The following is a 24,144-nucleotide window of genomic DNA, read 5'->3' as shown; positions in this document are numbered from 1 at the left end:
AACGTTCGCCCCTCACCTTACCCTCTCCGCGAGGGAGAGGGATTCGGAAGACCCTTCGAACGACTCTCGCCCCCAGGGGGCGAGCAGTGCGTGATTTCTTGCAAATTGTGCAGCCGTGGTCGGGCCGATTCTAACGGACGCTCATTTCGCAGCTCACCCCGCCGGCGGCCGGCAGGTACGAGCGACGGACGTAGTCCATCACCATGCGGTGGGCGCTGAACCGCCAGGCCAGCGAGCCGATCGAGTTCATCATCCGCCGGACCCACATCCGCGGCAAGCCGTCGACGTCGCGGTCGTAATAGAGCGGAATGACCTGCTCTTCGAGCGTGCGATACAAGTCCTCGGCGTCACGCGCATCATTGATCTCGTCCGAGACGTGGCTCGTCCCCTTGCCAATGGAAAAGCCGTTCGAGCCGTCGAACGCCTCGGCCCACCAACCGTCCAGCACCGACAAGTTAAGGCCGCCGTTGAGCACGGCCTTTTGACCGCTCGTACCCGAGGCTTCGAGCGGACGGCGCGGATTGTTAAGCCACACGTCGACGCCTTGCACCAGATGCCGGCAGACGTTGATATCGTAATCCTCGATAAACGCGACGCGCGAGGCGAAGCGCTCGTCGTGCCGCAGGTTCGAGATTTTCTTGATCAGTTGCTTGCCGGGCTCGTCGGCCGGATGCGCCTTGCCGGCGAACACGATCTGGATTGGCCGCTCGCTGTCAGCGATCAAGTCGTAGAACCGATCGACGTCCGTCAGGATCAGGTCGGCCCGCTTGTAAGTGGCGAATCGTCGCGCGAAGCCGATCGTCAATACATTCGGATCGAGCATGTTGCGTGCTGCTTCGATCGATTCATCCGTTTCACCCCGCCGCCGACGCTGTCGGCTGACGCGGCGCCGTACGAACGCCAACAGCAAGCTCTTCAGCGTGTGGTGGATTTCCCATAGTTCGCCCGGGTCAACATTATGAATGCCTTGCCAAACCTCGGGCTCGCCCATTCGCAAGAACCAGTTGACCGGGAACTTACGGTCATACAACTGCTGCATCTGCCAGGCCAGCCAACTGCGGACGTGTACGCCGTTGGTGATATGGCCGATGGGAATTTCTTCTTCGACGCGCCACGGCCACAGATGGGCCCACATTCGGCGTGAAACATGCCCGTGCAGGGCGCTCACGGCGTTGGCGCGGCGCGAAAGCTTGAGCGCGAGCACCGTCATGCAGAAGGTTTCCCCTTCGTTCTGCGGCTCGACGCGTCCCAGCCCCATCAATTGCTGAAACGAAATGCCCAAGTAATCGCGTAACGGGCCCAAGTGCTCTTCGATCAAGCCGCCGTCAAAACGGTCATGACCGGCGGGCACCGGCGTATGCGTCGTAAAGACGGTGTGCTGCGCGACATCGCGGAAGGCTTCGTCGAAGCTCAGCCCGTCGGTCTCCATCATTTCGCGAATGGCTTCCAGCGACGCGAACGCGCTGTGCCCTTCGTTCAAATGGAAAACGCCCGGCGAGATCCCCAGGGCCCGCAAGGCGCGGACACCGCCGACGCCCAACACCAGCTCCTGGCGAATGCGCGTGCGGTGATCGCCGCCGTACAGCCGGCTGGTCAGTTCGCGATCCTCGGGTCGATTTCCTTCGACGTCGCAATCCAGCAAATAAAGATTTACACGGCCGACGTGCATCAGCCAGACCTTGGCGAGCAACTGTCCGGCCCGCGTATCGATCGAGACCGTGATCGGCTTGCCGTGAACGTCGGTGGCCGGCCGCATCGGCAGGTTTTCGACCTTGGTATCGATGTACTCTTCCTGCTGATAACCGTTGACGTCGAGCAGTTGCTTGAAGTAGCCCTGGTCGTAATACAAGCCGATTGCGACAAACGGCACGCTCAGGTCGCTGGCGCTTTTGACATGGTCGCCCGAGAGGACGCCCAGGCCGCCCGAATAAATCGGCACCGATTCGTGGATGCCGAACTCGGCCGAGAAATAGGCGACCGGCTTGGCACCCAGAACGCCAGTGTGGGTCGCTGCCCAGGCGTTTTGCGTCGCCAGATATTCCTTCAAACGGCGGAACGCCTGGTTGATACGGCTGTGCAACACCAGCTCGTTAGCGCGGGCGTCGAGCCGCTCGGGCGTGAATTCCGCCAACAGAGCGATCGGATTATGATCCAATTGTCGCCAGCGAATCGGGTCCAGGTCGCGGTATAATTCCACGACTTCCGGATGCCAGCTCCACCACAGGTTGTTCGCCAAGGCGACAAGCTTGTCGTAGATCGATTCGAACTCGACACCGCCTTTGGACAGGCCTTCGATAGACTTGCTGGGTGCGATTTCGGTTCGGCTCATCGATTATTGATCCTTCAACTACGGGCAATTCCTGGTTTGCCTTACGCACTCAAAGCCGGTGATTTTAGCAAGTTACGCCCCCGGTCGCGACCCCACTGCCGGACGTTTCGCACGTTTCCTACGCCAGCGACCCTCCGGACGGTGTACGACAAGCGTGAGATAGGCTTCTCATAATTCGCTCACGAAACGCGACCACCTACCTGTGCGCCTGCGAATCAAGAAAAAACGAGGAGAATCGATAGCCTTATGCCTGCCACGATAATCACCTCTCCGGATGCACCGGCGCTCGATGACCTTTGCCGCGAGCTAGCGTCGCGCACCGACGCGCTCGACCTGGCCGGCAGTTGGCCGGCCGAGCAGTTGCAATTGCTGGGCAACTACGGCGTCTACCAGTGGTTCATGCCCAAGGCGTGGGGGGGACAGGAATGGAGCGAGCTTGATTGCATTCGCGGCTACCTCCGCCTGAGCGAAGCCTGCCTGTCGACAACGTTCATCCTGACGCAGCGCACCGGAGCCTGCCAGCGAATCGCCGACGGCGAGACCTCGCGCAAACGCGACCTACTGCCGGGCTTGGTCTCGGGTGAGTCGTTTGCCACTGTCGGTATTTCGCACCTCACGACCAGTCGACGTCACCTCGGACGCCCGGCACTCGCGGCCCGGGAAACCGCGACGGGATTCGTGCTCGATGGTTTCAGCCCTTGGGTTACCGGAGGCGCGCATGCCGATTCGATCGTCACCGGGGCGACCTTGGCCGACGAACGGCAGATCCTGGCGGTCGTCCCCGCCACCCTGCCCGGGATTACGGCCGATCCTCCGGCCCAACTGGTCGGGCTGTCTTCGAGCCATACCGGCGCCGTCCAATTTCGCAACGTCGAGCTGTCGCGCGAGTGGCTGCTGGGAGGGCCGGTCGAAAACGTCATGTCACGCGGCATCGGCGGTAACACCGGCGGACTGCAGACGTCGACCTTGGCCATCGGCCTGGCACGTAGCGCCATCGATTACCTGCAGGCGGAGTCGCAAAAGCGAGAAGACCTGCGCAGCGCAGCCGACGCGCTAGCCCGTGACGCCGCCAAAGCCGCCGATGATCTACTGGCGCTGGCCGGTGGAAATGCCGCGTGTACGCAGCAAGACCTGCGCTACCGCGCGAATAGCCTAGCGCTACGCGCGAGCCAAGCCGCGCTGACTGCCGCGAAGGGAGCCGGTTATGTGGCTGGCCATCCGGCTGGCCGCTGGTGCCGAGAGGCGATGTTCTTCCTGGTTTGGAGCTGCCCGCAACCGGTCGCCGCCGCCGCGCTTTGCAACCTGGCCGGCCTGGGCGATTGATGCTCGGCCGTGCCACCGGGACACCGTCCTCTGCTTTGACACGCGCCGGCGCGGACTTCACAATGCTCTTTCTCTGGCCTGCGACTGTTGCCGGAATCGCGCTGCCGCGGCTACTTCCCCAACTGCCAGCAGCCCCGGGTTTGATTGCCGCACCACCTTGATTGCCGCACCACCTTGATTGTTGCACCGCTTGACTGCTTCAACTGGAGCTACGATGTTCGATTCCCGCTCGCCATCAATTTTTCCGGATCAGCCTGGCCGCTCGTATAGCCGTCGATCGTTCTTGGCCACTACCGGTTCGCTTGCCGCGGCGGCTGTGTGGGCTTCGCGTGCCGAAGGCGTGGTACAGCGCAACGTGACGTTCGCCGACTATCCTTTCAAGCTTGGCGTCGCGTCGGGTGATCCGGCGCCCGATGGCGTCGTGCTGTGGACACGGCTAGCACCCAAGCCGCTCGAAGGGGGCGGCATGCCGGCCGAACCGGTCGAGGTCGACTGGCAAATCGCCGAGGACGAACAGTTCAGCAAAGTTATCCGGCACGGCACAACCGTGGCCACGCCCGATTGGGGGCACTCGGTGCATGTCGAGGTCGATGGCCTCGAGCCTGGGCGGTGGTACTGGTATCAGTTCAAAGCCGGCAGCGAGACAAGCCCCAAGGGACGCACGCGCACCATGCCGCCGGTCGATGCGGCTTCGCCGGGACTGCGCTTTGCGTTCGCGTCATGCCAGCATTTCGAGACGGGCTACTACACCGCCTACGAGCACATGCTCAAGGACGATCTCGACCTGGTCGTACACCTGGGCGATTACATCTACGAAGGGGCCGCGCGCGACGACCGTGTGCGGAAGCATCTGGGGGGCAAGCTCCAGTCGCTTGACGATTACCGAAATCGTTATGCGCAATATCGCAGTGATCCGGCGCTGTTGGCGATGCATGCCGCGGCGCCCTGGATCGTGACTTGGGATGATCACGAGGTCGAAAACAACTACGCCGGCCCATTCCCCGAGGATCTGAAAATCTCGCAGGCTGATTTGCTCAAGCGTCGCGCGATTGGCTATCAGGCGTATTACGAGAATATGCCGCTGCGGCGCAGCACGTTGCCGCATGGGCCTGACATGTTGCTCTATCGCAAGCTGCCGTTCGGCCAGCTTGCCAATTTCTACGTGCTCGACACGCGGCAGTATCGTACGGACCAACCATGCGGCGATGGTCACAAAAAGCCTTGCCCCGAAGTGTATGACGAAAAGGCTACGATCATTGGCGAGGCGCAACGCAACTGGCTGCTCGAAGGTCTCAACGCGTCGACGGCGAAATGGAATGTGTTGGCCCAGCAGGTGATGGTCACCAAGATCGATTACGCCGCGGGAGACGTGGAAGTGCTGGATATGGACAAGTGGGCCGGTTACGAAGCCGACCGCCGGCGGCTGCTCAATTTTCTAGTCGAGCGGAAACCATCGAATCCTGTCGTGCTGACGGGCGACATTCACACGAATTGGGCCTGTGATATGACGACCGATTTCAACCAGCAGGATGTGAAGAACGCCGGCGTCGAATTTGTCGGCACGTCGATCTCGTCCTCGGGTGATGGGCTGCGCGTGCCAGGCAACCAGGCCGCGATCCTGGCCGAAAATCCGTCCGTGAAGCTGTACAACGCCCAACGCGGTTACGTGCGCTGCACGGTGTCGCCGCGCGAGTGGCGCACCGACTACCAGGTCGTGGAATACGTGACTCGCAAGGGAGCCCCGCCGGTTACGCTCGCTTCGTTCGTCGTCGAGGACGGCCAGCCGCGCTTGGTGAAGGCGTAGTGTTGACCGTGGAAACTTACGCTCCTTAAGCGCGGGCCTCGCAAAGGCCAGCTACAGAGGGGTTAAACGTCTGGGTTCGGCACACGCGACGAATGGAGTTTGCATCTTGGACGCTCGCATCACATTGATCACTCTCGGCGTAGCCGACCTGGAACGGTCGCTTCGCTTTTACCGGGATGGGCTGGGACTGCCCACGACGTGGTCCGTCGATCGAGGAGTTATCTTCTTCAAAACCGCAGGTACCTGCCTGGCACTGTATCCCTACGACAAGCTGGCCGAAGACATCTCAGAAGAATTCCAGGTACCGAAAGCGAAGTTTGCAGGCATCACGCTGGCGCATAATGTTCGCACCAAGGAAGAGGTCGACCAAGTGCTGGCGAGCGCCGCTGCGGCCGGCGCGAAAATCGAGAAGCCAGGTCAAGACACCTTCTGGGGCGGCTATAGCGGATACTTTTCCGACCCCGATGGCTATCTGTGGGAGGTCGCCTGGGGCGCCTTTCCGATTCGCGACGACGGATCACTCGAGATACCGTGAGCCGCGACGAATCGATTTATCTCTCACTCGAACCCAACCATCTTCAACTAGGATTGCCCAACGATGAACGCCCACGATGTGATCAAGTTCTCGCTCGATTCTGCGACGCACGTTGTTTCGAGCCTGTTAGCCGATCTGACGGACGCCGAGTTGCTGCACCGCCCGGCCCCCGGTTGCAATCACATCAACTGGCAGATCGGTCATTGCATCAATGGCGAGCATCAACGCGTCGAAAAGGTGTTTCCGGGTTCCATGCCGGCGCTGCCGGCTGGTTTCGCCGAGAAATACACCGGCGAATCTGCCAAGTCGGACGACGCCGGGGCGTTCTGCAAGAAGGAAGAGCTGCTACGCCTCTTTGCCGAACAGCGAGCTGGCGCCGCTGCGGCCCTGGCCAAGTGCAGTGCCGAGGACCTGAGCAAACCGTGTGAAGGATGGACGCCAACCGTCGGTGCCATGTTCACCGGCATGGGCAGCCTGCACTGGATGATGCACGTCGGGCAATGGACCGTCGTACGGCGCGAGTTGGGGCGGGCGCCGCTCTTTTAACAGAGTCGGTCGACTAGCGCGCCACTGGCATCGAGGCGGCCGCCGGTTTTTTACGCACGGCAACCGGCTGATGCTGCGCTGCCGGACCGCCCGAGGATTGAATGCGATACAGCGCCGATTCGGTGCGCGCGAAAATGGCGCCATCGGCCGTGGCCAGTGAGGCGAGCATTCGACCGTCCAAAGTGTTCTCGGCCAGTTTCTTCATCGCCTTTCCGGGCGCAATCACCGTGGTCACGCCTTCTTCGCTAGTGATGTAAATCCTTCCGTCGGCCGCGAGCGGGGACGCTGAGAAGGCACCGCGCAACCGTGATTGCCAATGTTGCTTGCCGCTGCGCGCGTCGAGGCACGTGACTACACCTTGATCGCTCACCAGGTAGAGTTCATCGCCGACGATCAAGGGGGAAGGATCGAACGGGACACCGCGCCGCACCGTCCACGTCGCGTCGGCCGTCGAGATTTCACCGCGCGACGCGAGATCGATGGCATAGAGCGCCGTCGACGTGTAGCCCGACGATACGTAAACCAGTCCGTGGTCGACGACGGGGCGCAACACGACCGAATCACCACCATGCCGCAGCCGCCAGATTTCCCGCCCCGTGGCCGGTTCATACGACGCGATCATGCCACCGCCGGGGCTGATCAATTGATCCGCGCCGTTCACTGTCGTAAGTAGCGGTGTCCCGTAGCCAGGTTGCTGCGACTGCCGATCCGTGCGCCACCGCACACGCCCCGTCTGCCGGTCCAGTGCTACGACGGCCTGCGTGTCCGCGCCGTCGCAGTGAAAGATCAGCAGGTCGCGCCACACGACCGGCGAGCCGCCCGGACCATGCCGATGATCATAAGCGAGTTGATCGTTTCGCCACAGAACGTCGCCGCGCAGCGAGAGGCACGCCGTGCCATGCGCGCCAAAGTGTACGAACACACGATCGCCGTCGATCACGGGCGTGGGCGAAGCGTGACTGTTCTTTGGATTAATGGGGCCGAGGTCCGCCTTGTGGAACACTTCCACATCACGCAGCACTTGTCCCGTCAGCGCATCAATGCACAGGGCACGTAGCGAACCCTCTTGTTCGATGGCGGTGGTAAGCCAGATCAATCGGCCGCGGACGACGGGCGAGGACCAGCCAAGCCCTGGCAGCGGCGTTTTCCACACGACGTTTTCTGATTCGCTCCACTCGAGCGGCAAGTCGCGCTCGCGCGAATATCCTTGCCCGTCCGGGCCACGGAATTGCGGCCAATCTTCACCGCGCAGCGAGGCAGTTAGTGCCACGCACAGCATTGGAACAACGAGCGCGATTTGCGCGATGTGACGGCAATGAAAATCGAATCGCAGTCTCATGGGGAAGCTCGCACAGACGTTCATTTAACGATCTGCATTTCGGGGCGATTGCGCGACAGCTCTTCGATCCGCTCGTCCGAGACTTGTGTGTTGCGCAGGCGAAGCGAGTGCAGCCGTGGCATCTGGTCGATCACGACCGAGCCTTCGTCCGTGACGTGCGTGTCGTCCAGATCGAGCACCTCCAGCTGTCGCAGCCGGCCAATAGCGGGCATGCCGGTATCATCGACCTTGGTTCCGGCCAGCCCCAGGTAACCTAGGTTTGCGATGCGTCCGACGTGTTGCATCCCTTCGCTGGTGACTTCCGTATTGTTCAGAACCAGCATTTCCAGTCGGGTCAGGCTGGCCAGATGGGCCACACCGGCGTCGCTGACGGCCGTGTTCGAGACATCCAGCCGGGCCAGGGTCCACAGCTTACTCAGCTCGCGCACGCCTGCGTCGGTAATGCCGGTTTCGATCAGGTAGAGTTGCTTTAACTGCGGCAATCCGCGCAGCAGCTTCAGTCCCTCGTCCGTGACTTGTGTGCCATTGAGAAACAGGATTTCCAGTTGCGGCAAGTTCAGTACCTGCATCAAGCCGGCGTCAGTGATTTCGTTCCAAGTCAGCTTGAGCGATTTCAACCGACGCAGCGGGGCGAGATAGACCAGCCCGGCGTCTGTGATCTTGGTGTCGTAGAGAAACAGCTCTTCCAGGTTCGGGTGTGCGGCAACTACTTTCTTCAAGCCCTCATTGCCGATCGCGGTCCAATTGAGATTGAGAATCCGCAAGTGCGACAGCGGCGCGAGATGATCGATCCCCGCAGTGGTGATGTGCGTTCCCAGCAGTGACAGTGCTTCGAGCGACGTCAACGAACGTAAATGCGAAGCGCCCGCGTCGGTGATGCGGTCTTGGTTGAGCTTTAATCCTTCTAGTTGCGTGAGCTGCCCGACGATGGCTAGCCCCTCGTCCGTGATCTTGGTGCGTGTGAAGTCGAGCCAGCGGAGGTCAGGCAAAGCCTGCAGATTTTCGAGGCCCTCGTCGCCACCTTTCCAATACACGGCCATCAACTGCCGGCCGTCGGGCGTAGTAACCCATTCGATCAGGCCGCCGAGAGCGCGAATCGCGTCTTCGGCGCGGCGCGCGTCGGTTCCCTTAGGAGTGAGGGGAGCGACGGCGGCCGGTTTTACCTGATCATCGGTTATCGATTCGGAAGAGACGTCTTCATCGCGCGCGGTCGCCAAGTATGGTGGCACGCCGGCAGCTATTACCGCCGCGGTCACCAGATTAAGTACCAAGCGTGGTCGACGAGCGTACACCGAGACTTCCCCGCACTGAATTCGAGCGACGGTGGCAGAAGCCGGCACGGCGAGGGACACACCGCGCGGCGGGGAAGTCTAGGGGAAAGAGTTTTGCGCGGTCAATGCGACCGTTGGGCGGCGTATGGTCAGCAAACTGCTTGTTCGTAAGCAAGCGCGAAGCTACGCAAGACAGGCAGCCGGCGCGACGGTGCTAGCACGCGATTCGTGTGGATCAGTCGTCGCGGCTGATGATCTTTTGCACTTCGGCCGTAATCACAGCGGCCAACAAAGCATGGCCGTACTGCGATGGATGTACCCCATCGTAGGCCAACTGTGTCGCCCCCTGACCGACGCGAAAGCCCTCAGCGAGCGAGGGTGCCTCGATGAGGTGAACGCGCAGGTCTTGTTGCTCGCGCCGCGCAGCGGCGGCCGCCGCGATTTCTTCTCGGTGCAGACCCAGCGGGGGCACAATGCAAAAGAACCTTGCTCTTGGGCAAGCCTTGCGCATCTCCGTGAGCCAGCGCGTGTAGTCGGCCGTGATATTCTTCTCAAAGTCGTTGGTGCCCATCGCGCAGAAAACGTAGTCGGGCTCGGGCAGCAATCGCCCGTCGGTCAGTCGTGACGTCGTGGCGTCGTACCGATCCCAGGTATCGACCAGCCCCGGCAGATGAATCACGCGCGTCATTCCTTGTCCGCCGGAACCAAGCTGCCCGTATTCTGCCTGCAGCGCCTCGGCCACGATGGGGAACCAGGTGCCGCGCGCGTCGTTCACGTCGAGCTTTTGCCATGAAGTAAACAACCCGTCGGTGCCGACCCCTTCGACGATCGAATCGCCAAAACCGATGGCATGGCGCGGCCGTGACTTGGTCGGCTTGAGTGTTGCTTCAGCATCGAGCGATAGCCCGGCCAGGCGCAAGTGCGTCTGCGAAGAAGCCCAGCGCTTGTTTGTCAGATCCGCGGCGCGAAAAAAAACTTGCAGTCGATGCTCCTTCACCGGATCGAGATCATCGGCCAAGGGCAGCGTGTAAATCCCGCCACTGCGTGTGAGAGGAATCGTCGTGAAGGCTCTCTCGTCAATCGAATATTCGACGACCGGCATCGAGGCGGCCGGGCAATCGTTGTTCGCCGTGCCATCGATCAACAGGCCGACGTGCTGCGTTCCCTGAAAAGTGGTCTTGAGGTACGCGCCGGGCATCGCGGCCTCGGCCCGCGCCGTTGTGCCGTTCCCGTCACGGCGCCATGTATAGGGAGAGAGCAGCAGAGCGGGATTGTCGATCGATATCTGCGCTGTCGAAGGGGAAACGGCCTCGTCGGCCGCTTCGGCATTTGAATTCGAAAGCGCCACGACGAGCGCTAGTGGCAGGCATTGCAACCCGCGAGTTGTCTTTCTCACGTCGAATTCCTGTTGCAGTCGGCCGTTGCGCGATGAACAAATGCGGTCCGGGCCGGCGGCTTGGCCTCTTGGCGTGAGCGATTCGATCGCTCATCATAGTCGCATGCCCACCGGCGGCGCGACGCGCTGCCAGCATGCGCTGCCGCGAGCAGTCACGCAACCATTTTCGCATCCTCGACCGACAACAGGTGATGTGCCCATGATGCTACGTAAACAGAGTAACGTCGGAATACTGTGGCACAGTTTACGTTCGACGTGCGCCACCCTGGGTTTGCTGGGTGCGCTGCTTTGTGTCGGCAACGTGTACGCTGAACCTGCGACCAACAACGCGCTGAAGGTCGGCACCGGCACGGCGGAATTTGTGGCGACGGACGAGATGACCGTCGCCGGCGGCATTGGCGGCGCCAAGGTGCAAGGCCAAGAAGGGAAATTGCGGGCCGTGGCCGTGGTGCTCGAGCATCCGGTTGGCGGGAAGTTCGCCATCGTGGCCTGTGATGTGCTGTTTGTGACCGATGCCATGGTGCAGGCCGCGGCCGGCGAAATCTCGAAACGGTGTGGCATCTCGCCCGATCATCTGCTGGTCAATGCCACGCACACGCATTCGGCCCCCAGCACGGTTCGCGTGCATGGTTACGGCCCGGAGCCGGAATTCATAAAGAGCGTGATCGACGGCATTGTTAGCGCCGTTGAGACGGCCGATAAAAATCGAGCCGATCATTGCCGGTTCGCCTTTCGCATGGGCGAAGAAAATACGATCGGCGCCAACAGCCGGCTGTTGCTGAGCGACAACACGATCTATTGGATCGGCTCGCGCGAGGATGCGGTGCGCCCGACCGGGCCGTTCGATCCACAGTTGCCGTTGCTGGCGTTTTATGCACCGCAGGATAAGCTACGCGGCCTGATCTTTGGCCACTCGACTCACACGATTGGTACCGTGCGGCCGAACGTCCGCTCGCCGTCGTTCTATGGCCTGGCGGCGCAAGATTTGGAAGAAAAGCTGGGGGCCACGGTTTGCTTTTTGGAAGGGGCATCCGGCTCGACGCACAACATCGCGGGCGTCCCGGCCGCCGAGGCGATGTTGCGCATCGAGCAAGCCGTCAACGACACGCTAGCTAAGGCCGAAACGCGGCCCGTGACGAAACTCGCCTCGCTGCGGCGCGAGTTTAAGTTCCGCGTGCGCACGTTCGACGACGCCGTCGAGGACGAAAAAGTGCTGTCGTACTGCCGCAAACGGGCCCCGGATCATGCCGATGCGATCGCCAACATTTTTCGGCAGCAGCGGCTCGATTTGAAGGGAGAACAAGGTAAGGAGCGGCGTACCTGGTTGCAGGTGATGCTAATTGGCGACGTGGCGCTAGTCGGCGTACCGGCCGAGTATTTCACCTCACTGGGGGTCGATATCAAAAAGCGGTCGCCAGTGAAGGATACGTTCATCGCCGAACTGGCTAACGACTGGATCGGCTACCTGCCGGACCGCGAAGGGCACAAGCTGGGTGGATATCAAACCTGGATGGGGCATCAGAGCTATGCCGAACCTGGCACCGGCGAGCGGATCGCCGACGAAGTGATTGCCATGCTTCAATCGGTTGGTAAGCAGTAGTTGGTAGTTGGTAGTCAGCAGTTCGGACGCAGGGCGAGATCGAGGCTTCGGAAGTGGAGTGTTGATGTGTTGAATATCGCTTCTCACGATACAGCTAATGCTCGTCGCGCCTTGCGAAGGCTTGTCGGCGGGGCGATCGTAGTTGGGTCACTACTCGGCACGGCGCTGACTTGTGCAACCGCCGAAGATTTGCCGCCGGTCGGTCCGCGCTCGCCGCAAGCAGAGCAGGCCGGGCTGGTGCTGGCCGATGCGAATCTCGTAATCGACCTGGTCGCGGCCGAGCCTGATGTGATCAGCCCGGTTGCCATCTGCTGGGACGCCGATGGCGCGATGTTTGTGGCCGAGATGCGTGATTATCCGGTGGGACCCACCTCGGGCGTCATTCGCCGACTGGTCGACGCCGACGGTGACGGGCGTTACGAACGCTCGACAATCTTCGCCGACAAGCTGAACTTTCCCAACGGCGTGCTCTGCACCAGTGCCGGCTTGTTGGTCACCGTGGCGCCTGACCTGTTGCTGTTGCGGGATTCGGACGGCGATGGTGTGGCAGATACACGCCGCGTCCTATTCATCGGCTTTGGAGAAGGAAACCAGCAACTGCGTGCCAATGGACTGTGCTGGGGGCTCGACAATTGGATCTATGGCGCCAACGGTCGCAGCGATGGTGTGATCCGACGCTCCGATGAAGCGGCCGATCGCGGCGTATCGATACGCACGCGCGACTTTCGCTTCAGCCGGGATTTCCAGCGTTTCGAGCCGGTGATGGGGCAAAGCCAGTTCGGGCAGACGCACGATGATGATGGCCGACGGTTCTTGTCGTGGAATACCATTCCGATTCGGCAAGTCATGTTCGACGAAGCGGACGTGGCGCGAAATCCTTATCTGGCTGCGACGGCTGTGCATAATCTGGCCGAGCCGAACGACCCGGGCGAGGTCTTTCCGATCAGCGCACGACCGCAAACGTTCAATCGCGAATCGACGAATCATTACAACGCGCTGGCGGGCCTGACGATCTTTCGCGGTGATGCGTTGGGGGCAGAGTATAACGGCGATGCGTTCGTCGGCGAATCCCTCTCCGGCTTGCTGCATCACCGGCGATTGCAGCCCGAGGGTCCGACGTTCGTTTCGCAGCGTGTCGAACAGGGAAAGGAGTTCCTGGCCGGCAATGACTCGTGGTTTCATCCCGTGTTCGCCTGCACCGGCCCGGACGGAGCGCTCTACGTTGCGGATTTTTACCGCCGCTGGGTAGAGCATCCGCAATTCGTCACCGGGCAATGGCGCGACAAGGTGGACTGGCGCGAAGGCGTGGGTCATGGCCGCATCTGGCGGGTACGTCGCCGCGATCATGCGGTGATCGGCGCACCAACCTTAGGCAAAGCAACTGGATCGGAGTTGGTCGCGCATCTGAAACGTGCGAACGGCTGGCAGCGCGACACAGCGCAGCGATTGCTCGTCGAGCGCGAAGATAAGAGTGTCGTTCCCGAGCTGCTCGTGCTCGCTCGTGGCGACGATGCGCTTGCTGCGTCGCATGCGCTGTGGACGCTCGACGGGCTTAAGTCGCTCGATGACGCTGTGATTCTCGCCAGCTTCGATCATCCATCGGCCGAATGTCGTCGCCAGGCGCTGATCGTGGCCGGCGATCGGTGGACAAAATCGCCGCAACTGCGCGAAGCCGTCGGTCGTCTGGCGCGTGTCGAAAAAGATCCCGGCGTTTTGTTTGAACTAGCCCGCGCGGTCGGCGCGTTCTCCGGCGATCAGAAACTGCCCGTGCTTATGGCGCTCGCCCAGGCGCACGACGCGCCCTGGGTGGTCCGTGCTCTGTCGGCGAGTGCTGCCGATATGGCTGGTGCGTTCCTCCTGCAACTGGCGCGCGAGCAGTCCGCCTGGCTCAGCCGGCCAACGCCCGAGCAAGTCGAGACGCTCGAATACCTGGGCCAGCGTTGGGCATCAACCGAGAGTGCCACGGAATGTCTCGATTTTCTGGTCACAGCCGACGCTGATTCAAATTCCCTGGGTCGGCTGGCGATCCTGGCCGGGGCAGGGCAAGCCTGGCGCAGCGCTGACCGAAAGCCCGATTCGCGGTTGGGACACGCGATCAACGCGGCCGTGCTACAGGCTCTGGATAGCAGCGTGCGAGCCGATTTGCGTACATTGGCCGTGCGCGTCGTAGGAGATTTGGGATCGGCCGAGCAGGTGAATCGTTTGCTTCCTTTGACCGCGGCTGCCGAAAGTGGCTCGACGGCCGACGCTGCGGTGACCGTGATTTGCCGCCACGGCGACGCTAGCGCCGTCCGCAACCTGATCGACGGTTGGGCCGGGTATACTCCTGCGCGGCGCCGGATGATCAGCAGTGCGGCGGTCGAGTCGACGGTCGCCAGCCGGGAGTTCATCGACGCCCTGGCGCGCGAAGTGGTGCGCGCCGCTGAGATCGATCCCGCGGTACGCACGGCATACGAGAAATCGCGAGATGCTGACGTCGCCACCCGCGCAACGGAGCTGTTCGCGAAAGCGGCGCCGGCGCCACGCGACGAAGTGCTGGCCCGATATCGGCCGGCGCTCTCGCTACTTGGCAGCCGTGAGCATGGCGCAAAGCTATTCAAAGAACATTGCGCGACCTGCCATACGAATCTTGGCTTCGGTCGCCAGGTTGGGCCGGATCTTTCCGGAGTTGCCGGGCGGCCGAAGGAAACGCTGCTCGGCGATATGCTCGACCCCAGCCGACAGGTAGCGCCCGATTTTCTGAGCTACTCGCTGGTGACGCGCGACGGTCGGGCGCTGGCTGGCATCCTGGTTAGCGATACCGGTGAGGCCGTCACGCTGCGGCGCGGCGAAGGGGCCGACGACGTCGTAAGGCGCGCGGACATCGAAGAATTGCAGGCCTCGGGCAAGTCGCTCATGCCCGAGGGGCTGGAGCAACGCTTGAGCGTGCAAGACGTGGCCGATGTATTGTCGTTCCTGACGCTGCCCGAGCGCAGATTGCTCGAACAGCCGTAGCACAGGCGCAGTCGCCCACGCTTTCCCTGCAACGCGGCGCTTACGCAAAAAGAAAAGGCGGCTGTTTAGGCCGCCTTTTCTTCGCAAATGTCTTCGAACGCGAGTTGTGCTATTCCGCGTCGCCGTCGGCTTGCTTGGCTGCCGGCTTGGCTTCTTGATTCTGCTCGGCGCCTGCGTCGCGACGACGGCGGTTCGCACGCTCGGGTACGGCGTCCACCAGCGAGGCTTCGACCGGCACGGCCATGTCGTACCAGCCGATCATCATTTCTTCCCACGTCTGATCTCCCCACCGCACGGTCTCGTCGGGATTGGGATTGGCCAGGTTGTGCTCCGAGTTGTCGAAGTGCGCCAGGCAGTGCAGCGTCGTCCCCTTCGGCAAATTCTTCATGTCTTTGAAGATGAAGCTGGTCTGCCAGTTGAAGTCGTAATGTGGCACGTCGAGTAGCACTTCCCGCTTGCCATCGGGGTATTCAAGCTCGTAGTGGAATGCCTTGCCACGCAGGTGCATGTGCGGGAAGACCGAAAGGAGTCGAATGTCGGTGCCGAATTTTTGTTCCGATTCCACAGGGTAGTTATCGGCGTGCGGCGGGATGGCAAAGCCCGCGTTCGTCGCCCCGATCGTGGCGACGCGCCATTTGACGTTTTTCGGATCCTCAAACTTGATCGCCACGGCGCTGCGGTCCTTCTGCGGTGTGCCATTGGGCGTGTAGTGCAATTGGAAAACCAGTTTTGAACCGGCCGGCACGAACTTGGCCATGCCCTCGGGCAAAACGTGCGGACGAGTTCCCGGCGCATAGCCGGTTAAATGGCCGAACGCCTCGATCCCCTTGGCCGTCCCCTCAGGCGGCTTGATGAAGACAATGATGTGATGCACGATGCCGCGATTGTCGGGCAGACATTCGGCGACCTTCACCCATTTGTCTTCGGTGAAGCCGGGATCGACGGCGAAGTATTTGTATTCGACCGTCCCTTCGGCGGGCACGTCGTACGCCTCGTCGGCCATATGAACGATCATGTCCGGCTCGAACGGCATCATGTAGGTGCCGGGGAACTTTCGCGGCGCCGGCAGGTTCTTCGGATCTCCCTCGGGCGCGCCGTTGGCGACCCAGGTGTAAATCTGCTCTTTCTCTTCGTTGGTCAGGCTCGAGTCGTTCGAGAACGTACCGAAGTGCGGATCGGCGTGCCAGGGAGGCATGCGCTGATCGCGGACAACTTCTTCGATCATTGGAGCCCAGCCGGCGGCTTCTTCGTAGTTGGTCAGGGTGAAGGGGCCGATCTGCCCCTCGCGATGGCATTCGACGCAATGATCTTGAAAGATCCGCGCGATCTGATCGGAATAAGTCACGCTCCCTTGCTCCTTCACAGGACGCACGCGGCCGATCAAGCAGCCGGCCACATCGGAAGTCGGTTGGCTGACAGCTTTGCTGGCCAGCAGCTCGTTGATCGCTTCGGAAAGATCACTGCGACTGACCTTGGGTCGCGAATAGCCAGTGCCGGATTGAAAGCCGTATTGATCGTCGATGCGGCCGCGATAACGCACCACTCGGTTTTGATCGAGCACGATCACCTCGGGTGTGCGCTCGGCGCCGAGATTGTCGGCGATGGCGTTGTTCAAATCTTTGAGCAGAGGAAAGCTGATGTTGTGCTGCCTGGCATAGGCGGCCATCTCAGAGAGCGAATCTTGACGGTTCGAATCGATGCCCAGGATCGTTACGCCCTGACCGGCCAATTCTTTCGATAGCTGTTCGAGTCGGGGCGCGTACATCTTGCACAACGGACACTCGACGCCCAGGAAGGCCAGCACGATCACCTTCGAGTCGGCATAGTCCGACAGGGAATGGGTCTTGCCACGAAAATCGTCGAGCGAGAGTTTGTCCAGTTTTGTGCCGATCGAGGACTGCTTTTCGGCTCCTCGATTTTCGGCCGCTGAGGTCAGGCCCGAGCAGGCCAATAACCCCGAACAGGCTAGCGACAATGCCAACGCCAGCGAGAATGCGCAGCGCGAACTCATGTTCGTGACCCCCAAAGAAGATGGCGGTTAGAGAAATTAGGCGCAGAAAGACACCGCCGCCACACCGCCCGTATCTTAAGCCTGGGCCGAGGGTATTGCAAATTCTTTGGGCCGACACTTCCCGTGTCCAACCGCTGTCACTTCCTCCCTTCGACCGGCGCATCGGCGGTATCGAGCCAGGCTTTGACGTTCGCCTCCAGCACGCTCAGGGGGATAGCACCGCTCGAGAGGACGACGTCGTGGAATTCGCGAACGTCGAAGCGGTCTTTCAGCCGATCCTCGGCCAGACGGCGCAGCTCGCGAATCTTTAGTTCGCCCATTTTGTAGGCCACGGCCTGGCCCGGCCAGGCGATGTAACGATCCACCTCGGCCGTGATGTTATGTAATGACAGGGCCGTGTTATCAGCCATGAACTGGATGGCCTGCTCGCGGGTCCAACCCAGGTAGTGCATGCCGGTGTCAACGACCAGTCGGCAGGCCCGCCACATTTCGTAACTCAGCCGGCCGAAGTTGCGGTACGGGTCCTGGTAGAAGCCGACTTCCAGGCCCAGCCGTTCGGCATACAGCCCCCATCCTTCGATAAAGGCGGTGAAGCCGGCGAAGCGGCGGAACGCTGGCACGTCTTCCAACTCTTGCGCCAGCGCGATCTGCAGATGATGGCCGGGCACCGCTTCGTGCAGCGACAGGGCTTCGATTTCGTACAGCGGCCGGCTTTTCAAATTGTACGTGTTGACGTAATAGAACCCGGCCCGGCTGCCGTCACCGGCCGGCGGTTGGTAATAGGCCGTGGTGGTACGCGGCGCGATGAAATCCGGAATCTCGCGAATGCCGTAGGGCGTGCGTGGCAGCTTGCGAAACAGCTTGGGCAACTCGCCGTCCATGCGCTTCAGCACCAGACTGGTTTCCTTCATCAGTTGCTCGGGCGAATCGGCATAAAACTGCGGATCGGAGCGAAGTTGCTCGACGAACGCCGGAAAATCCCCCTTGAAATCCACCTGCTTGATGAGCGATTGCATCTCGGCCTTGATTCGTTTTACCTCGGCCTGACCGATGTCATGCACCTGCTGCGGATCGATATCGAGCGTGGTGAACTGCCGCACGCGGTGCCGGTAGTATTCCCGGCCCCGCGGCAAGGCGCTTGCGCCAACCTGTTGCCGACAGGCGGGTACGTATTCCTTGCCCAGGAAAGTCAGCAACTTTCGGTAGCCGGGCACAACGCTGGCGACGATTGCCTTGCGACCGGCCTCGGTCAGCGCCGCACGCTGCGACTCGAGCACGGTGTCGGGATACTTGGCCAGTGGTTTGTAAAGCAGACTTGCCGTGGGATCATCGACGATGTGGGGCTGAATCGCCATTTCGAAATCGACCATCGAAATCGCAGGGAGGACCATTCCTTGCTTAATGCCGGCGCGCATCAGCTCGATGTTGTCGTCAACGAATTGCGAGAAGGCCGCGAGGCGCGAGACGTAATTCTTATAGTCATCGACCGACGCCAGCGGCATTTCCAACGGCAGTTCGGGAAACGAGACATGAAAGCCAGACCGATTCGTAATCGGCATCAAGTCCGCCTGGAATTCGTATTCGGCGATCGCTTCGCGCTTCAGCCGTTCGAAGATGTCGTAATTGACCTGCTCCGTCGCCGTGAGTTGATCGCGGGGAATCTTTTGCAGCCGGTCGAGGAATGCGCGTTCGGACTGCAGGCGGCGCGCATGATCGGTCAGGGTCTCGCGCGGCAGCTTGTCGTTGTAGCGACTGTCGCCGGTGCTGGTGGCGAACAGAGGATCTTCGCGCAGGGCGAATTCCCAACTATCGGCGAAGAGCTTGGACAATTGTTTGCCTGGCACGTCCTCGGCGGCAAATGTCTCGGTGCTCCCGCAGAGAATCGATGTCGCAAAAAATGCGATCGCAACAATGCTGCCGTTCAGCGACAAGCCCATCTTTGAAGAACCTCCTTGAGTAATCTTGCTCGCGTCATTTGAGCGTCGGCAGCACGAGAATAAGGATCGTGGCCTCGTAGACGGCTGCCACAGTCAGTGTCGTGACTATCAATGGATAAAGCGCGAGCGACTGACAAGCGCCAATCTTGTAACCATCCCAACGTCCTGTGGCGCCCACGGATGCCGGCCGTAGAAGTGCGCGGCCGTGCAGAAACGATCCGAACATCGCTAATACGTAGCCCGATCCTTCCAGCAGAAGCAACAGGCCGATCAGTGCTCCGCGCGATAATGTGACAGCATCGAGCCGTGCCAAGCTTGGCGTAAAAATAAGTCCCCAGGTGACAGCGCGCAGAGAGCCCGTTACCAGCCCGGCCATCGGCACGGCGAGCGAGGGGAGCGTGATATAAAGAAACGCTCCGCCCATCAGGTTTATTCCCAGGGTCCAAGCCACGGCGCGAAAAAAGTGCCCGTCCCCATAGGCGGCTACCACGGCGGGAAGCCCCTGTTTCGCTCCCGTGCGCAAATTGCCAGCCAATCGCTGGTGAACATCCGGATTCCAGGACCCGTATGTCATGCCACAACCAACAAGCCCGAAATAGACGAAGTTCACAAGCAGGAACGAGCGGAACGAAGCGCCGACAACCCCTAGACCATGCTTCCATAGTGACATGATTGAACTCCTTTCAGCCAACGATGGTTGTTGTAACTGATAGAGGTTCGCCGTTTGGTCGGTATCCTTGGAGCCTCGGGACGAAATCCGACTTGGCCCTCGACGCCCAGCTCTTTCTACGCAGCTAATGCACCCATTTCTTGGGAAATCCTTCCAGGGCGCCCCCGTTCGGCTTCCAAAGCACGACTTCGTCGATCTTAGCGGCCAGTTCGGTATCGCTGGCCGTAATGCCATGAACCCGGTGCGTTTGCAGCTTCACAGTCACTTCGGCGTACCCCAGCGACAGGTCCGGGTGGTGGTATGCGGCCTCGGCCAGGTAGCCGATCGTATTGGCCAGCAGCAGGGTATGTGGCCAGCCGGGAGTCGCAAACTTGCGGCGCAGCCAGCCGTCGCGGACCTCCCAGCCAGGGAGCTTCGCCAGTTCTGCCTGCAACTCGGCCTCGGTAAAGACATGATCCTTGGCCATGACGATTCTCCTTACGATCTAAGTATCAGGTGCGCGGTTTGGGACGCGCGATAAAGTCTGCAATCAGCATGCCGCTGTCACAGACGATCGTTTGACCGGTCACCGTATCGGAGCCCGTGATCAGGCTGATGACAGCGGCGGCCACGTCCTCGGGCTGACAGACGCGCCCCAGCGGGAGCCGATCCTCGTACATCTTCAGCGCGACTTCGAACGAGGCGCCCAATCCGTTGCGCAGCCAGCGCCCGTCAATGAAGCCGGGGGCCACGGCGTTGACGCGGATATTGGGAGCCAGGACGCGGGCCAGTGCGACCGTCGTATTCAAGAGCGCCGCCTTCGAAGCGCAATAGGGAATCGAGCTCCCCATCGCAGCGATACCCGCCGTGCTGGCAATGTTGACGATTTCTCCCTCGCCGCTGCTGGCACGAATCGCGGCCGCCGCGGCGCGCGCGCACTGAAACGGACCGTGCAGGTTCACGGCCATGATCCGTTCCCAATCTTCGGTCTTTACGTCGTCTAACTGATCGTGCGGAATGAAGCGAGTCGTGCCGGCGTTGTTGACCAGCACGTCCAGGCGTCCGAATTCGCGGACTGCAGTGTCGACCATTTTGCGGCAGGCCGCATCCTCGGCGACGTCTGCCTGAACGGCGAGGCCGCGTACGCCGAGCGCCGTGACGTCGGCGGCGGTCTGCTCGGCCTCGTCGCGCGATCGTGAGTAATTGATGAGCACCGCGCAGCCGCGCCGTGCCAGTTCGAGTGCGGTGGCCCGACCGACCCCGGTGCCGCCGCCGGTGACGATAGCTGCCTTTCCTTCGACGTTCATATTTCCTTCTCCACGTTGAGGACGAGCGTGCGTTGATTGATCCGATTCTTCCCGATTCTTAGCCAGCGTTGTAGCACACCACCGCTGGCCTCGCACCGAGGTTGCGCTGGAGATCAATTCGGGGGTGTCAGGCACCGGGCCGGAGGTCGTTTCGGTGCGACGTGACGTGCCGAAATCGCGGCCGGAGGCGGGCCCGCCGCGTGATTGCGTAACGCGCGGGGAGGGATACAATTGCAGCCAGACCGGCGACAGCCGGCCACGGCGGTAGCAGACCCGCAGTGCGAAACCTCTCGGGCGGCAGATTCTTAGGCGGACGAGTTTGCAGGCGGACACAATCGCGATGTCGACGGCCCGGCAGGCCGCGGCGTTCGGCGGGTCTGGCGTGGTAGGTGGTTGGTTAGTTGTTCCTGCGTTCCTCACCAAGCGTCGGTCCATTACAAAACACGAAAGGCGAACGAAATGTTGTGCTCTCGCGCTTATCGGTACTACTTGCTCGCTGTCACTGTCGCGACTTGCGGAATGATCTCCGCCGGCGCCGCGCGTGCTGACAACACGCTACGTTGGAAGTTCAAGGAAGGCGACACCCTGAACTACGTCATGGATCGCGAGACGGATATGAAAATCGATCTCTCCGGTTCACTGATCGAAATCAAATCGGGCATGATCTTCGACACCAGTTGGAAGGTGAAGTCGGTCGACGCCGACGGCACCGCCTCGATCGAGCAAACGGTCGATCGCATTCAGATGAAGATGGATTCGCCCCTGGGTGGCGGATTGGATTACGACTCGAAGAAGCCTGGCAGTGGCACGGGACAAATCTGGGACATGATGGGCCCGATGATCGAATCGCTTGTCGGCCAGACGTTCACGCTGAAGGCCACGGCCACCGGCCAGGTTAGCGACATCACTCTGCCGGAAAAGGTCACCGAGCAACTTGCCAAGCAGCAAGGGGGCGGCGGTGGCGGCGGCCGTCGCGGCGGTGGTGGCGGAATGGGTGGCATGATGGGGGGCCTAAACGAGAACAGCATCAAGGAAATGATCACGCGCTCGATCGTTCCTCTGCCCGAGAAAGCGGTCGCGCCTGATGTGAAGTGGTCGCAGAGCTTCGCCGAAGAGATGCGCGGCGCGGGCGTAAAGAAGACCGAGGTCACGTATTCCACTTCGGAGAAGACGTCGGCCGAAGGACACGAGATTCAGAAGATCGCGGCCAAGAGCGACATCACGTTCGAGCCGGCCGAGGAATCGCAGGTCGATATTGAGATCGAAGAACAAGAAGGGGACATGACGATCTACTTCGATGTCAACGCCGGCCGCACGCTGAAGGCCGAGGGCGTCCAGAAGCAGGTCATCGCGATCACCGCTCCGAACCGCGAGATCACACAAGAAGTCGAAGAGAAGGTCACCGTCCGCGAAGGAAAGAGCGACGACGGTAAGGGTGCCGACAAGTCCGCCAAGGACGAGAAGTAGTCGTTCGGCGGCAATGACCAGTACGCTGCCGATGGTTGGGCGCGTGGTCGTGTCGCCAAGGACGTCCCGCTCGTCCAATCTCGCTGCAACGAGATTGAATTAGCGAACATTTTCGCGAATCAAGCACGGCCCCGGGCGAGATCGAACTCGTCCGGGGTCTTTTTCGTGCGCCACACGTCCGCGTGAACCTGGCACTCGAATTCGAATGCGTTTGATCACAGTCGCTTACGAGTCCGACGGCGCGGCCGGGCCGGGTGCAGGCGCTTGCGCTGGCTGGGCCGATGATGGGCCGAAAACATCTTGCGAGCCCGATTCCGGCTTGTCGAGGCGGACCATCGTCCAGTTTTGTGTCTTCTCATCGCCGAAGTGGACCAAGACCGGCGTCTCGTCCTTCGTCAGGTTGAAGATGCCCGTCTCAAGCACGGTGTTCTTCTTGTCGCCTACGGTCCACGCCGCGCGTTGCGTCTTTTGATCGACGGCTCCCTGGATCGGCAGCGCCACGTCATCCGAGGTGTTGTAGTACATGCCGGCCAGGTTGCCCTGCTTGCTGACGGCCATTTGCATCATCATCGCCGGGTGATCGTCGTCGGCGCGGCTCGACACAGCGAACACGCCCAGCGGCATCCAGTCGCCGTTCTGAGCATCGTTGCTGACCGGCGTCTGCGCGATTTGCTGCGCTTGATCGTAGTACTCATCAGGCGTTGCTGCGTACTGACCGTTGACGTATACGCCGCCGTCTTGATAGGCGACGTTTCCGCCGGCGCCGTAGCCGTAGTAATACGGCGTTCCCCAGTTACCGAGCATGAAGCCGGATAGAGCGCCGACGCCGAGCCCGCCCCAGAAATAGCCAGGGCCCCAGCCGTGCCAATAATTCCATCCGTTATTCCACGCGCCACCGTGGTTGTTCCACCAGTTGTGGTTGTACCAGTTGTTGTGATTTCCGTACCAATTGTTGTGGTTGTTTTGGATATTGTTGCGGATGTTCTGCGCGTGCTGTTGCTGCTGCTGATTGAGATTTCCGGCCGTGCGATTATTCAGATTGCGGTCACCAGGAATGCGATCGCCCGCCTGATTACCAGCGGGGCCTTTGCCAGCGCCGCCGATGTTTCCTGGACCGCGTCCGGCACCGCCTGCTCCTGCGATATTGCCAGGACCGCGCCCTGCGCCGCCGAAGTTGCCGCCAGTTTGCGGCATGTTCAAAAAGTGTCCTAGCTCGCCGGCATTGGGCCGAGCGCCGAATTGCCCGCCACCGAATTGCCCACCGCCAAACTCACGGCCGCCGTAAGCGCCAGCGCCGCCGAATTCACGACCGCCGTATCCGCCCGCCGCGCCGTAAGCGCCGCGCGAGCCCTGGTTATAAGACGAGCTATGGCTCATCGACGGAGTGTGTTCACCGAAGTTGCCCGCGCCGAAATTACGCGATCCCCCGCCGAAATTGCCACCACCAAAATTGTGCGATCCGCCGCCAAAGTTTCCTCCACCGCCGCTGAAGCCACGGCCTCCGGCGCTCGAGAAGCTACGGCCGCCGCCAAAACTTCCGCCGCGACCGCCGCCACCACCACGAGCCAAAAGTTCAGCCGGTTGCGCCACCAGGATCACGAACAGCATGAGATGGCTTGCTACTTTGGTCATCGCA

General features: G+C 61.2%; 17 protein-coding genes. 7 read left to right on the top strand and 10 right to left on the bottom strand.

The window, feature by feature from the left end; genetic code table 11:
• Positions 1-130: 130 nt before the first annotated feature.
• Positions 131-2,329 (bottom strand): alpha-glucan family phosphorylase, encoded by a 2,199-nt coding sequence (gene glgP / locus VGN12_01485; GenBank protein HEY4308095.1) that lies wholly within the window; start codon positions 2,327-2,329, stop codon positions 131-133.
• A 246-nt stretch (positions 2,330-2,575) separates the two neighbouring features.
• On the opposite strand from glgP, the gene VGN12_01480 reads away from it, so the two are divergent.
• The 4 genes from VGN12_01480 to VGN12_01465 all read left to right on the top strand — a co-directional run bounded on the left by VGN12_01480 (position 2,576) and on the right by VGN12_01465 (position 6,537).
• Entirely contained in the window at positions 2,576-3,652 is a 1,077-nt protein-coding gene (locus tag VGN12_01480) for an acyl-CoA dehydrogenase family protein (GenBank protein ID HEY4308094.1), read from the top strand.
• Between the two features lie 214 nt (positions 3,653-3,866).
• Positions 3,867-5,456, top strand: a complete 1,590-nt coding sequence (locus VGN12_01475) for an alkaline phosphatase D family protein (protein ID HEY4308093.1) — start codon at positions 3,867-3,869, stop codon at positions 5,454-5,456.
• Between the two features lie 106 nt (positions 5,457-5,562).
• Positions 5,563-5,991, top strand: coding sequence for a VOC family protein (locus VGN12_01470; GenBank protein HEY4308092.1), 429 nt, complete (start codon positions 5,563-5,565; stop codon positions 5,989-5,991).
• 63 nt (positions 5,992-6,054) lie between these two features.
• Positions 6,055-6,537 (top strand): DinB family protein, encoded by a 483-nt coding sequence (locus VGN12_01465; protein HEY4308091.1) that lies wholly within the window; start codon positions 6,055-6,057, stop codon positions 6,535-6,537.
• Between the two features lie 13 nt (positions 6,538-6,550).
• Here VGN12_01465 and VGN12_01460 read toward each other — a convergent pair whose 3' ends face one another.
• The 3 genes from VGN12_01460 to VGN12_01450 form a co-directional block, all read right to left on the bottom strand.
• Positions 6,551-7,876: a PQQ-binding-like beta-propeller repeat protein gene (locus VGN12_01460; GenBank protein HEY4308090.1), complete on the bottom strand. Its 1,326-nt coding sequence runs from the start codon at positions 7,874-7,876 to the stop codon at positions 6,551-6,553.
• 20 nt (positions 7,877-7,896) lie between these two features.
• Positions 7,897-9,168 carry a hypothetical protein gene (locus tag VGN12_01455; GenBank protein ID HEY4308089.1) on the bottom strand — a complete coding sequence of 424 codons (1,272 nt, stop codon included), beginning with the start codon at positions 9,166-9,168 and terminating at the stop codon, positions 7,897-7,899.
• A gap of 214 nt (positions 9,169-9,382) precedes the next feature.
• Positions 9,383-10,543, bottom strand: a complete 1,161-nt coding sequence (locus VGN12_01450; GenBank protein ID HEY4308088.1) for a GDSL-type esterase/lipase family protein — start codon at positions 10,541-10,543, stop codon at positions 9,383-9,385.
• A 199-nt stretch (positions 10,544-10,742) separates the two neighbouring features.
• Here VGN12_01450 and VGN12_01445 point away from each other — a divergent pair, with 199 nt between their 5' ends.
• Positions 10,743-12,143: a hypothetical protein gene (locus tag VGN12_01445; GenBank protein ID HEY4308087.1), complete on the top strand. Its 1,401-nt coding sequence runs from the start codon at positions 10,743-10,745 to the stop codon at positions 12,141-12,143.
• A 66-nt stretch (positions 12,144-12,209) separates the two neighbouring features.
• On the top strand, positions 12,210-15,137 hold the full coding sequence (locus VGN12_01440; protein ID HEY4308086.1) for a PVC-type heme-binding CxxCH protein: 2,928 nt from the start codon (positions 12,210-12,212) through the stop codon (positions 15,135-15,137).
• A 109-nt stretch (positions 15,138-15,246) separates the two neighbouring features.
• On the opposite strand, the gene VGN12_01435 is transcribed toward VGN12_01440, so the two are convergent.
• The 5 genes from VGN12_01435 to VGN12_01415 form a co-directional block, all read right to left on the bottom strand.
• Positions 15,247-17,148 (bottom strand): redoxin domain-containing protein, encoded by a 1,902-nt coding sequence (locus VGN12_01435; GenBank protein ID HEY4308085.1) that lies wholly within the window; start codon positions 17,146-17,148, stop codon positions 15,247-15,249.
• A 137-nt stretch (positions 17,149-17,285) separates the two neighbouring features.
• A complete protein-coding gene (locus tag VGN12_01430) occupies positions 17,286-19,085 on the bottom strand; it encodes a DUF885 domain-containing protein (GenBank protein HEY4308084.1) in 1,800 nt (599 codons plus the stop codon).
• Positions 19,086-19,119: 34 nt separating this feature from the next.
• Positions 19,120-19,755 (bottom strand): hypothetical protein, encoded by a 636-nt coding sequence (locus tag VGN12_01425; GenBank protein ID HEY4308083.1) that lies wholly within the window; start codon positions 19,753-19,755, stop codon positions 19,120-19,122.
• 124 nt (positions 19,756-19,879) lie between these two features.
• The gene (locus tag VGN12_01420; protein ID HEY4308082.1) at positions 19,880-20,221 is read right to left on the bottom strand and encodes a 4a-hydroxytetrahydrobiopterin dehydratase; all 342 of its coding nucleotides are present in this window, start codon (positions 20,219-20,221) and stop codon (positions 19,880-19,882) included.
• 25 nt (positions 20,222-20,246) lie between these two features.
• Positions 20,247-21,041, bottom strand: a complete 795-nt coding sequence (locus tag VGN12_01415; protein HEY4308081.1) for a glucose 1-dehydrogenase — start codon at positions 21,039-21,041, stop codon at positions 20,247-20,249.
• 459 nt (positions 21,042-21,500) lie between these two features.
• Between VGN12_01415 and VGN12_01410 the strand changes: the two genes are divergently transcribed.
• Positions 21,501-22,508, top strand: coding sequence for a DUF6263 family protein (locus tag VGN12_01410; GenBank protein ID HEY4308080.1), 1,008 nt, complete (start codon positions 21,501-21,503; stop codon positions 22,506-22,508).
• Positions 22,509-22,733: 225 nt separating this feature from the next.
• Here VGN12_01410 and VGN12_01405 read toward each other — a convergent pair whose 3' ends face one another.
• Positions 22,734-24,140 carry a hypothetical protein gene (locus tag VGN12_01405; GenBank protein HEY4308079.1) on the bottom strand — a complete coding sequence of 469 codons (1,407 nt, stop codon included), beginning with the start codon at positions 24,138-24,140 and terminating at the stop codon, positions 22,734-22,736.
• Positions 24,141-24,144: the final 4 nt, after the last annotated feature.

It is taken from the genome of Pirellulales bacterium, assembly GCA_036499395.1.
In the GTDB taxonomy this organism is placed as follows: domain Bacteria; phylum Planctomycetota; class Planctomycetia; order Pirellulales; family JACPPG01; genus JACPPG01.
The sequence above is the reverse complement of the archived record's forward strand: the minus strand, read 5'-3'. Positions and strand labels throughout refer to the sequence as shown.